The sequence below is a fragment of the Mesorhizobium sp. M0019 genome (assembly GCF_040323975.1).
Classification (GTDB): Bacteria; Pseudomonadota; Alphaproteobacteria; order Rhizobiales; family Rhizobiaceae; genus Mesorhizobium.
Map to the genome: position 1 here is coordinate 1 of NZ_JAMYVK010000093.1, position 11,276 is coordinate 11,276.

8 protein-coding genes are annotated in these 11,276 nt (G+C 60.7%); 4 read left to right on the top strand and 4 right to left on the bottom strand.

Annotated elements, in window-relative coordinates; genetic code table 11:
- Positions 1–370: 370 nt before the first annotated feature.
- From NKK47_RS34010 to NKK47_RS34020, 3 genes are all read left to right on the top strand, one after another.
- Entirely contained in the window at positions 371–1,108 is a 738-nt protein-coding gene (locus tag NKK47_RS34010) for a DUF899 family protein (RefSeq protein ID WP_352457556.1), read from the top strand.
- Between the two features lie 120 nt (positions 1,109–1,228).
- Complete coding sequence (locus NKK47_RS34015; protein ID WP_352457518.1) at positions 1,229–1,612, top strand: DUF6152 family protein; 384 nt, start codon at positions 1,229–1,231, stop codon at positions 1,610–1,612.
- The gene (locus NKK47_RS34020; protein WP_352457519.1) at positions 1,613–2,083 is read left to right on the top strand and encodes a DUF6644 family protein; all 471 of its coding nucleotides are present in this window, start codon (positions 1,613–1,615) and stop codon (positions 2,081–2,083) included.
- Positions 2,084–2,351: 268 nt separating this feature from the next.
- On the opposite strand, the gene NKK47_RS34025 is transcribed toward NKK47_RS34020, so the two are convergent.
- The 4 genes from NKK47_RS34025 to NKK47_RS34040 form a co-directional block, all read right to left on the bottom strand.
- Positions 2,352–2,933: a Swt1 family HEPN domain-containing protein gene (locus NKK47_RS34025; protein WP_352579796.1), complete on the bottom strand. Its 582-nt coding sequence runs from the start codon at positions 2,931–2,933 to the stop codon at positions 2,352–2,354.
- Complete coding sequence (locus NKK47_RS34030) at positions 2,930–3,658, bottom strand: DUF5343 domain-containing protein (RefSeq protein ID WP_352457521.1); 729 nt, start codon at positions 3,656–3,658, stop codon at positions 2,930–2,932. The genes NKK47_RS34025 and NKK47_RS34030 overlap by 4 nt, the downstream gene beginning before the upstream one ends.
- A gap of 254 nt (positions 3,659–3,912) precedes the next feature.
- Positions 3,913–7,416, bottom strand: coding sequence for a carbamoyl-phosphate synthase large subunit (gene carB / locus NKK47_RS34035; RefSeq protein ID WP_352579797.1), 3,504 nt, complete (start codon positions 7,414–7,416; stop codon positions 3,913–3,915).
- Between the two features lie 217 nt (positions 7,417–7,633).
- A complete protein-coding gene (locus NKK47_RS34040; protein WP_352579798.1) occupies positions 7,634–8,494 on the bottom strand; it encodes an SH3 domain-containing protein in 861 nt (286 codons plus the stop codon).
- 262 nt (positions 8,495–8,756) lie between these two features.
- Between NKK47_RS34040 and NKK47_RS34045 the strand changes: the two genes are divergently transcribed.
- Entirely contained in the window at positions 8,757–11,141 is a 2,385-nt protein-coding gene (locus NKK47_RS34045) for a DNA/RNA non-specific endonuclease (protein WP_352579799.1), read from the top strand.
- Positions 11,142–11,276 lie beyond the last annotated feature (135 nt).

Below are 11,276 nucleotides of genomic sequence, written 5' to 3' on the forward strand. Positions count from 1 at the left end.
GTGCCATCGTCGAAACCTCCCGAATCAACAATGGCAGCTACAGAATCACACATGATTCCAACCCCGCAAGCCAAACCTGCTACCCGACCAAAACTCCCTTGACACCTCTCCGAAGCAGATGTGTGCGCACGCTAGCCCCGCCGGGGAGAAGAGGCTGGCATCAACGCCGACGACCTCCTCTCCCCTCGGGGAGAGGTCGGATTGCCCCGAATTGCCCTTCGCAATTCGGTTGGCAATCCGGGTGAGGGGGACTTCTGCCGCCCGCCGCAAAAAATGTCGGAACCGCCCTTCGCCATGCGTCCTTGAGAGGCAAGGCGCGTTGCCGGAACCTTGGCGCGCGTGGTCAAAATCCTAAGAGATGGAGATGACGATGATCAGCTTTCCCAACGAATCCGCTGAATACCGCACCGCCCGCGACACCCTTTTGCAGAAGGAAATCGAGCTGCGCCGCGCCATGGAGGATGTAGCCGTCGCCCGCCGCGCGTTGCCCAAGGGCGGGCTGGTGCCGCAGGATTATGTGTTCGACGGGCTTGGCGCCGACGGCAAGCCGGCCAAGGTCAAGCTGTCGGAGCTGTTTGCGCCCGGCAAAGACACGCTGCTCATCTATAACATGATGTTTCCGCGCCATCCGAATGAGACACGCGACGTCGCGACCAGCGGCGGCACGGCGAAGCTTGCGCGGCAGGATCAGCCGTGCCCGTCCTGCACGGCGCTGCTCGATCAGTTCGACGGCGCCATCGGCCATCTCGAAGCCGCCGGATTCAATTTCGCCGTGGTCGGCAAGATGGCGCTGGAAAATCTGCTGACGCTCGGCCGCGACCGTGGCTGGACAAACATGCGGCTGGTCTCCTCGGCCGGCAACAATTTCAAGCGCGATTATCACGCCGAGGACGAAGCCGGCGCTCAACTCCCCGTCCTGTCGGTGTTCCACCGCGATGCCGACGGTATCAGGCATTTCTGGAGCTCCGAGCTGGGTTTCACGCTGCCGGAACCCGGCCAGGACCCGCGCGCCATCGGTACCTGCGAGATCTTGTGGAACCTGATGGATTTCGCGCCGGAGGGCCGGCCGGACTGGGACGAGCAGCTGCAGTATGATTGCTGCCACTGACCTTGGCATTCCCTGTCGGCGTATCGGGAAATCCTGCCGGTGCCGGGCTCTTGTCCCGATGTGATTTGACGCTGCGGCGCGCTGACCTACCCTCTAGTGCCGGAACCGGGGAGACGAGCGATGCAGTCACCTTTCAACCGGAGCGTCACGCTGGCAGCGGCGGTGATCCTTGCTGCCGTCACCGCAGCCTATGCCCATCACGGCTGGTCGTGGACGCAGGACGGGTTTTTCGAACTCAAGGGCAGGATCACGGCCATCTATATCGGCAACCCGCACGCCACGCTGGACGTCGATGCCGAGGGCGAGGCCTGGCGGGTGGAGATGGCGCCGCCGTCCCGCACGATCGCCGCCGGCTTCACCGAGGAGGTCGCCAAGGTCGGCGACGAGGTGACCGCGATCGGCCATCGCTCGCGCGACGAGAGCGAAAAACGCATGAAGGCAGTCCGCGTCATCGTCGGCGGCAAGACCTATGATGTCTATCCCGACCGCGTGCCGCCGGCTTGAATGGACGGGTTTTTCGCCGGCATTGAGCAACTCGCTTTGGTGCGGGGGCTGAAGGCCTCCTTCGTCGCCTACCCAATCGTCAACGCGCTCCACATCATGTCGATCGGCGCGCTGCTGACCAGCGTCTGGCTCATTGACCTCAGGATCCTGGGCGCCTTCCGCTCGCTGCCGCAGGCGGCGTTCGTGGCGCTGCTGCGCCGCACCGCGTTGGGCGCGTTTGGCGGCGCGCTGGTCACGGGGTCGCTGCTCTTTTCAGTCAGGGCGAGCGAGTATGCGGCGATGCCGATCTTCCTCGCCAAGATGACACTCATCCTCCTCGCCGGCGCCAATTTCCTTGTCTTTATGCGCCTCTGCCGCGCAAGAGGCGGTGACGAGCCGGCTGGCGGGACCGTCACAATTCTGGCGGTGCTCTCGCTGGTGCTGTGGACGTCGGTGCTTTTCGCCGGACGGTTTATTGGGTTTCTCGGCTAGGCTGAGCGTCGGCAATGGCCTTCCCCAGGCGAGAGATAAGCTCCCTGCAAATGCAGCCAGAGGGAGTTTGCTATAAATCATTGAGTTGCCGGTGATGTCGGCCAAGGTGCGGGCGCACGGCCTACCGTGTTCAACAGCGGTCCGGGCCAACGGTTGTTCATCTCGGCGACGCCGCCGGTGGACATCGTGACGGGCGAGATGGTGCGTGGTGACATCGGGACACAGACCGAGGCATCGCTGATCCCTTGCATTCATTGGAGATAGAAAACTACTTTGGTCCTTCTAGAAGCCTGAACCAATCCTTTACAGTCAATTTCAAACGGTCAATTTCGTCTTCGGCAAGCAAGCCGCAGTGGGCGATAGGCCCCCGAAGGGTATTTAAGGAAAACATTACTCTGCCTAGCGCTTTCTGATTGCTAAGGATCCCACCGAACAGAATCCAATTCGATCGAATTATTTCGCCCAATTGACCGAACGAAACATAATCAAGCTCATTCTCCGAGCGGCTAGTAACAGCCGCTTCTTGCTCTCGTTGCTGGTTAAATTTACACTCTTCTTTTGCGCTACCGGGTGAATATTGATCCCACCAGTTAAGACCGTAAGCTTCAGATAAAGTTTCATCGATTAATTTTCTAATGTCATTTTCGAGCATATAGAATAACTTGTAGTACCGGGACATAAGGTCGGCATTTGCGCGCACATCACTAGAAAACTGATTGATTGATGCGAAAATTTCCGGTTCTTTTTCAATCGTCCGAGCGCCGACGTCTGCAGGAGAGTTGCCATCGACAGACATCTTTAGAGAGGCGCACTTAAGTATAAATAGCTCTGTCTTTTCGGCTTGTCTCATTTCATCAAATTCTCTTTTATGCTCTTAAATATCGCATTAAGAACATTCAGGTCTGATGTTTCTGGTAATACAATATTTATATTGTAAAGCAATCCGATTTCTCGCGACGGGCCATCGCGCACTTCAGGTCGTAAAGGCGCTTTGTTCTCCAAGGGTTCCGTCGCTTCATTGATTTCAGCGGTGGGGGCGTTTAGATCGAGATTTGACGGGACGTAGGATTTGATAACGTTGAATGTGCCGCGGATAGCCATTGCGACAGGATCGTTGGATTTTAGGCCTGTTATTTCGACGATTATGTCTTTGAGCTTCGATTCTTCCGCCGAATGTGCATATTCGCTCCGGCGAAAAATCTCTTGAAACGCGCTTCGCAGACCTTGCCAAGCTGCCATTCCCCGACCGCTATCTGTTCTAAATTTTGCGTACAGCTCGGTCGGCGTACCGTCGCTGCCAAGGAAGTTCATTTTCTTTAGTACTGGTATCGTAGCTCTCGCAGCTCCGCCCGAGAGCTTGAGTACATTCTCAAGAAAATCAACGCTGAATCTTTCTGGGCGTTGGGCTTCGATCAGGCGGTCTAGCGCTTTTTTTAGAGTTCCGCTGGCAGTCAAGTAAGGTAGATTGCCGGGTATTTTTCGTTGCACCGCAGTTTGTTTGTCTCCGCCATTTGCCGCCGGGTCTGGCATTTCAGAAGGTTCTTTGTTCTCATTATCCTCAATTTTCTTCGCCATTTTCTACCCCATTATTTGAAGCGAGCCTGACAGATAAATTGATGCTTATCAATTGTAAGCGTTGTCCTTTTCACGGTGATCCCGTGTTGAGGCACTCCTCCGGCGGAAAGACTCTCGATCTTGTGGGCGAGATGGATCGGCACTTTTCTGCCACGACGGATGGAGGCTTCTGGCTGGCTTGCAACGTTGGCGGGACAGCGCCCCCCTCTGGCCTGCCGGCCATCTCCCCCACAAGGAGGGAGATTGGCTAATTGTCAGGCAAAATATTCCTGCAACGGCCTGACCTCGAGGCTCCCCGCCTTCAGCGCAGCAATCGCCTCCGCCACCGCAGCCGCGCCCGAGAGCGTCGTGTAATACGGCACTTTCTGCATCAGCGTCGCCCTGCGCAGCGATTTGGAGTCCGACACCGCCTTCTGGCCGTCCGTGGTGTTGAAGACGATCTGCACCTGGCGGTTGCGGATGGCGTCCTCGATGTGGGGGCGGCCTTCCAGCACCTTGTTTATTTTCTCGGCGACGACGCCGTTCTCGGCGAGGAAGCGGGCGGTGCCGGAGGTGGCGAGTACTTTAAAGCCCTGGCCGGCGAGACGCTTGACCGCCGGCAATATGCCTTTCTTGTCCTCGTCGCGCACCGAGACAAACAGCGTGCCCGCGCGGGGGAGATCAACACCCGCCCCCAACTGGCTCTTGGCGAAGGCGAGCGCGAAGTCGCGGTCGAGGCCCATGACCTCGCCGGTCGAGCGCATTTCCGGGCCGAGCAATATGTCGACGCCGGGGAACCGGGCGAAGGGGAATACCGCTTCCTTGACGGCGATGTGGCCGGGGTTGCGCGGGTCGGGCATGGCGCCGTAGTGGGCGAAGGCGTCTTCCAAGCTTTCGCCGGCCATGATGCGGGCAGCAATTTTCGCAATCGGCCGCCCGATCGTCTTGGCGACGAAGGGCACGGTGCGCGACGCGCGCGGGTTGACCTCCAGCACATAGACGGTGCCGTCCTTGATCGCATATTGCACGTTCATCAGGCCGCCGACATTGAGCGCGCGGGCAAGCGCTGCCGTCTGGCGCTCCAGCTCATCGACGAGTTCCGAGGGGAGGGAATGCACCGGCAGCGAGCAGGCACTGTCGCCGGAATGGATGCCGGCCTCCTCGATGTGCTCCAATATGCCGGAGACGTAGGTCGACCTGCCGTCGCAGAGGCAATCGACATCGACCTCGATGGCGCCCGAGAGATAGGTGTCGAACAGAAGCGGGTTCTTGCCGAGCAGCGTGTTGATCTGGCCGGTCTTGTCGTTGGGGTATTTCTGCTTGATGTCCTCCGGCACCAGGCCGGGCACGGTGTCGAGCAGATAGGATTGCAGCATGCTCTCGTCGTGGATGATCTGCATGGCGCGGCCGCCGAGCACATAGGACGGGCGCACGACCAGCGGGAAGCCGAGCTCGCCGGCGACGAGGCGGGCCTGCTCGACCGAATAGGCGATGCCGTTCTTCGGCTGGCTGAGGCCGAGCTTGTGCAAGAGCTTCTGGAAGCGGTCGCGGTCTTCGGCGAGATCGATCATGTCGGGCGAGGTGCCGAGGATCGGGATGCCGGCCTTTTCCAGCGCATCGGCGAGCTTCAGCGGCGTCTGGCCGCCGAACTGGACGATGACGCCGACCAGCTCGCCGGCCGCCTGTTCGGCGCGCAATATCTCCAGCACGTCCTCCGGCGTCAGCGGCTCGAAATAGAGCCGGTCGGAGGTGTCGTAATCGGTCGAGACGGTCTCCGGGTTGCAGTTGATCATGATCGCCTCGAAGCCGGCGTCGCGCAGCGCAAAGGCGGCATGGCAGCAGCAATAGTCGAATTCGATGCCCTGGCCGATGCGGTTGGGGCCGCCGCCGAGGATGACGACCTTTTTCCGCGATGAGACCTGCGCCTCGTTGGCGAGCGCGCCGGCAAAGGGGACCTCATAGGTCGAATACATGTAGGCGGTGGGCGAAGCAAACTCGGCGGCGCAAGTGTCGATGCGCTTGTAAACCGGATGAACGTCGAGTGTACGCCTAATCTTCTCGATCTCTTCGACGTCCTTCCTGACCAGGGATGCGAGGCGGGCGTCGGAAAAACCCATCGCCTTCAACATGCGCAGATTGGCGGCGTCCTCGGGGATGCCGTGCTCGCGGATGCGATCCTCCATGGCGAGGATGCCGGCGATCTGCTCGAGGAACCACGGGTCGATCTTGCACATAGCGTGCACGTCTTCCAGCGAGGTGCCCATGCGAATCGCCTGCGCCACCATGCGCAGCCGGTCCGGCGTCGGCGTGCCGAGCGCGGCGCGAATGGCGTTGCGGTCGTCGACGTGGCTGGCGGCCGTGCTGCCATGGCCGATGCCGGGGATCTCGATTTCGTCCAGCCCGGTCAGGCCGGTTTCCAGCCCGCGTAGCGCTTTCTGCAGCGATTCCTGGAAAGTGCGGCCGATGGCCATGACCTCGCCGACCGACTTCATCGAGGTGGTCAGCACCGGCTCGGCGCCGGGGAATTTCTCGAAGGCAAAGCGCGGGATTTTGGTCACGACGTAATCGATGCTCGGCTCGAACGAGGCCGGCGTTGCTCCGCCTGTGATGTCGTTCTCGAGTTCGTCCAGCGTATAGCCGACGGCGAGTTTTGCCGCGATCTTGGCAATTGGAAAACCGGTCGCCTTGGAAGCCAAGGCGGAGCTGCGCGAGACGCGCGGGTTCATCTCGATCACCACCAGGCGGCCATCGGCCGGGTTGACGGCGAACTGCACGTTGGAGCCGCCGGTCTCGACGCCGATCTCGCGCAGCACCGCGATCGAGGCGTTGCGCATCATCTGGTATTCTTTGTCGGTCAGCGTCAGCGCCGGGGCGACGGTGATTGAATCGCCGGTATGCACGCCCATCGGGTCGATGTTCTCGATCGAGCAGACGATGATGCAGTTGTCGGCCTTGTCGCGGACAACCTCCATCTCATACTCCTTCCAGCCGAGCACGCTCTCCTCGATCAGCACTTCGGTGGTCGGCGAGGCGTCGAGGCCGGACTGGACGATCTCGAAGAATTCGGCGCGGTTGTAGGCGATGCCGCCGCCGGTGCCGCCCATGGTGAAGGAGGGGCGGATAATAGCGGGCAGGCCGACATGCTCGAGCGCTTGTGCTGCAATCGCCATGGCATGGCTGATATAGCGCTGCTTGCGGTCGCCTTCGCCGAGGTTCCAGCGCGTTTCCAGAGCATCGAGCGCGGCGTCGAGATTTTCGGGCTTCTCGGCCTTCAACTCGGCGCGCTCGGCCTCGTGCGTCTTGCGGTCGGCATTCTTGACGTCGGTGGCGTTGGCCAGCATCGACTTCGGCGTTTCCAGGCCGATCTTGTTCATCGCCTCGCGAAACAGCGCGCGGTCCTCGGCCTTGTCTATTGCAGTGGCGTCGGCGCCGATCATCTCGACATTGTAGCGGTCGAGAACGCCCATGCGGCGCAGCGACAGAGCGGTGTTGAGCGCGGTCTGGCCGCCCATGGTCGGCAGCAGCGCGTCGGGCCGCTCCTTGGCGATGATCTTGGCCACCACTTCGGGCGTGATCGGCTCGATGTACGTGGCGTCGGCCAGCTCCGGATCGGTCATGATGGTGGCCGGATTGGAGTTGACCAGGATGACGCGAAAACCCTCTTCCTTCAGCGCCTTGCAGGCCTGGGTGCCGGAATAGTCGAACTCGCAGGCCTGGCCGATGACAATGGGGCCGGCCCCGATGATCAGGATCGACTTGATGTCGGTGCGTCTTGGCATGTCGAGGGTCCGTTCGGCGGGCGGCTTGCACAAAAAGCCGGACGGGATGACCCGGCCGGTTGTGCTCGCGATTCTGGTATCAGGCTAGGAGGGCCTTATAGGGAAGAGTTTTGCCGGATGTAACCCCCTAAAATGCGGCTTTGTGCGGGGCTGCCTGAGCAAACAAGCGTCTCGTTCCGTCGCGCCCCCCTCTGTCCTGCCGGCGTCTCGAATCTATCTAGCCTCCCAGCGCCAACTGGTCCGTGATCTCGAAGCGTTCGGAAGCACCGACGCGGATCATGTTCAGGCTGCCCTCGCGGGTGAAGCGGAATTCGCCGGGCGCGTCCGCACCGGCCGGCTTGCCGGCCTGGAAGCTGATGATGCGCGTGCCGCCATCGGGCCAGGTCACGGTCACGTCGGTTTTGTCGCCGGTGCGCGCGACGCCTGCCTTGCAGCTGGTCATTGGCTGGCCGAGATAGCGCGCACAAGGAATGACGTTGCCAGCACCTGGGACCGGTGTCCCCGGCGGCTGCAGCCGCGCAACGGTCTGCGCGTCGGCCGGAGGCGCCGCATTGACCGCGCCGAAATTCCGGACGGGGTCCGCAGCCACGGGCGGCGATCCATCAACCTGTCCAGTCGAGGGGTTTCCAGCGGCCAGGGCCAGGCGGTAAGCGTCCTCGATCGCCAGCTTGCCGATTGCGTCAGCGGAGTTCAGCGTCGTTTCGGGACCGGTTGCGCCGAGGCGCGTTGTCAGATCGGGCAGCGGTTGAGAGGCAGGGCTCTCCGTATCGGCCGCCGCCTGGGGCGTCACTTGCTGGGGATTGATAGGGTCGAGGTAGCGTGCGGGAGCCCATCCGCTCAGCTTCGGGTCGTCAATGTCTTCGACCTTGCACCACTTGTGGCCGCTGACGTCGCCGCAGCCGAGATTTTTCACGCTCGATCCACTCGGCAGCCGCGCCTCGACCTTGCCCATGGCCGACGCCGTGGCGCGCACGTTCAGGAGATCATCCGGAGCAAGACCCGTCACAATCGAGATGATGGGCTCCGGCTCCTGGCCGTTGGCCGGCAACTCCGCCAGCATCAGCGGAGCGGCAACCATCGCAAGCAGCGTCGTCGGGAGTGTTACTGTGCGCCTAATCATCTGCCATGGCGGTAGGTTCAATTGCCGAAGGCGCGGCCAGGCACGAAAGCGCCATCGCACGCCAGCCGGTTTTTATAGGCGACGAGACGGCGCTGTGTAAGCCCGAAAAGGTGCCGCGTGTTGAATCGCGACCAGGCCACTTCCGTGAACTAACAGCCGGCAAAATATTGCACATTTCATGTAAATATGCACTCTCTCAAGTAAGGTTGAGGAGGGCAATATGGTCGACCTTGAAATATTTGCGCAGGTGGAAAACATAGTTCGCCAGCGTATCAAGAAAACGCGCGCCGAGATTGAGGCTTCACTTGGCCACATCGCCAACGGCAATCCGCTGGCCGCCGAACAGACCCTCTCCAGGCGCCTCGACAGGTTGCAGGTAAAGGCGTCGCTCAGCCGCACCGAAGCGGAGATGATATCGGCAGCGATCGACATGAGGTCTGCCGGGGAAAGAAAGGCCGCCGCCAAGCAGCCAGGGCCGGAGGCAATTCTCGGCCCAACGCTCGATTTCATCGGGGTCGCATTCCTCGAGCGTGGGCGCCGTGCTGCCGATGCGGTTGGCCGCGTTGCCTTTCTCAACGGCAATCCACAAGGATCGGGTTTTCTGGTCGGGCCAAGGCTGTTCCTCACAAACAACCATGTGATTTCGTCGCCGGCGGATTCCCGGCGCTTCCAGGTCCAGTTCGATTATGAGCAGGACGGTGCGAATGCCGTGCGCACGCCGACGACGTTCCTGTTCGATCCTGAATCCTGTTTCGTGACCGATAGCATAGAGCGTCTGGACTATACGCTGATCGGAGTCGGCGAGCGGCGTTCCGGTCCAAAGGAACTGGGGGAGTTCGGTTTTATCTCGCTGTCGGATGCGCGCGACAAGCATATGCTCGGCGAAATCGCCAACATCGTCCAGCATCCCGATGGCCGCTTCAAGGAACTGGTGTTGCGTGAAAACCGGCTGGTGGCCCGCGACGAAACGGTGCAAGTGCTGCACTATGTCGCCGACACCGAACAGGGTTCGTCCGGCTCCCCGGTCTTCAACAATGAATGGGAACCTATCGCCCTGCACCATTGGGCCGGCCCGTTCCACGAGGTGACGGGCATAGGTGGCTATGCGCTTGCCCGCGAGATCAATGAAGGCATACGGATCAGCGCCATCGTTGACGATCTGGGTGCTAGAAAGTCCAAGCTGCCGGGCTCCTCGGCATCGGCGGTTTCGCAAGCTCTGGCGATTTGGGCCGGCATGCCGCGCATGATGGACGAGACAGTTCGGCTGAACGCCGATATTCGCGAAGATGTGCCGGACAAGCCGGTGCAGCGGCCGGAACCGGATCGCAATCCGCCGGCGACGAGACACAATGCCGATGGCTCGGTCACCTGGACTTTTCCCGTCGAGATAAATGTCCGGGCGCCGCTGATCGACGGAGGCGATGCGAGACGAAACGACGGCAAAGGCCCGGCAAGCGAACCCGGGAAGGTGGCCATCGCCGAGGCCGCGGGTTGGAAAACAGAGGATTTCGACGATCGTGGAGGGTATGAGCCCGGCTTCATACCGGGCTTTGTCCTGGCAATGCCGACGGTTACCAATTCACCCTACCGGTTGGCCAAAAACCTTCTTGCCAAACCGGGAGAGGACCCACACGAATTGCGCTACCATCATTTTTCGATCTTGATGAACGCCGATCGCAGGCTTGCCTTCGTCACCGCCTGCAATATCGATGGATCCCGCACCAAGGCGGTCAATCGTGAGGACAAGACGGTCATCGACAACCCGTCGCTTGTCGAATTGGGGGTGGAGTCGATTTCCGGTTCGGAAGCCAGCGATGCTTTCCGGCCGGATCGGCGCATCGACCTTGGCGAGCAGATGAACCAGGAATTCTATTCGAGCCAGAATGTGCCTGGATTTCCCGTCGCAAAATCCAAGGAACGAATCGCTCGAATGTTCCAGAAGGGCCATATTACACTTCGCGGCGACCCCGCATGGGGCGTCGATCAGGAGGCGGTCGCGGCAGAACGCGACACGTTCTTTTATACCAATGCTGCGCCGCAAGTCGGCTTCTTCAATCAAGGAAGCTCGCTTAACCATCCCGGCTCCAAAGGGAAGTTGAGATGGCGCGCGGTAGAAACCTATGTGCTGCGCAACGCCTATACGACGCGAGGCCGTGTCACGGTGTTTGCCGGGCCAGTGTTCGGCGAGGACGATCCTCCCTACCGCTTCGACAGCCATGTTCCGCTGAAGTTCTGGAAGATCGCGCTGTGGTCCGATCAAGCTGGCCTGCGCGCCATCGCGCTGCTGGCGGACCAGAAGCCGGTTTTGGAAGTGATGCCCGAAGCGTTCGGCGAGCGTGCCGAGGCATTCGATGACCCGCTTGAAATTGCCAGGGTATCGGAGTTCCTTTCGACGGTGGCCGAGATTGAAGAGCTGACCGGCCTGAACTTTGGCCAGCAGGTGCGCGACGCCGACATTCGGGCCGGCTCCGAATCGGTTCCAGCACAGACTTTCAACCCGAGGCAACTGGCGCCCAAGACGTCACGGCCAAAGTCTTCAAAGACTTCGGCGGCCAGCACCCGACGTCCTGCCAAGCGATCGAAGCGATCCGCGTCTGGCAACTGAAGATTGGACCGGTCGCGACTTCTGCCGCTCGAAGGCGGTCATCCGTTCAGCTAGAGCGTCGGACGTTCAGTTTGAATCGCGAGGGATTCCAGTGAGGCGTGGTTCATGATTCACTTCCTGTAGGAGGTGATTTGC

Coding starts and splice junctions, on each gene's coding strand:
- NKK47_RS34010 (WP_352457556.1), top strand. CDS start 371: ATGATCAGCTTTCCCAACGAATCCGCTGAATACCGCACCGCCCGCGAC.
- NKK47_RS34015 (WP_352457518.1), top strand. CDS start 1,229: ATGCAGTCACCTTTCAACCGGAGCGTCACGCTGGCAGCGGCGGTGATC.
- NKK47_RS34020 (WP_352457519.1), top strand. CDS start 1,613: ATGGACGGGTTTTTCGCCGGCATTGAGCAACTCGCTTTGGTGCGGGGG.
- NKK47_RS34025 (WP_352579796.1), bottom strand. CDS start 2,933: ATGAGACAAGCCGAAAAGACAGAGCTATTTATACTTAAGTGCGCCTCT.
- NKK47_RS34030 (WP_352457521.1), bottom strand. CDS start 3,658: ATGGCGAAGAAAATTGAGGATAATGAGAACAAAGAACCTTCTGAAATG.
- carB (WP_352579797.1), bottom strand. CDS start 7,416: ATGCCAAGACGCACCGACATCAAGTCGATCCTGATCATCGGGGCCGGC.
- NKK47_RS34040 (WP_352579798.1), bottom strand. CDS start 8,494: ATGGTTGCCGCTCCGCTGATGCTGGCGGAGTTGCCGGCCAACGGCCAG.
- NKK47_RS34045 (WP_352579799.1), top strand. CDS start 8,757: ATGGTCGACCTTGAAATATTTGCGCAGGTGGAAAACATAGTTCGCCAG.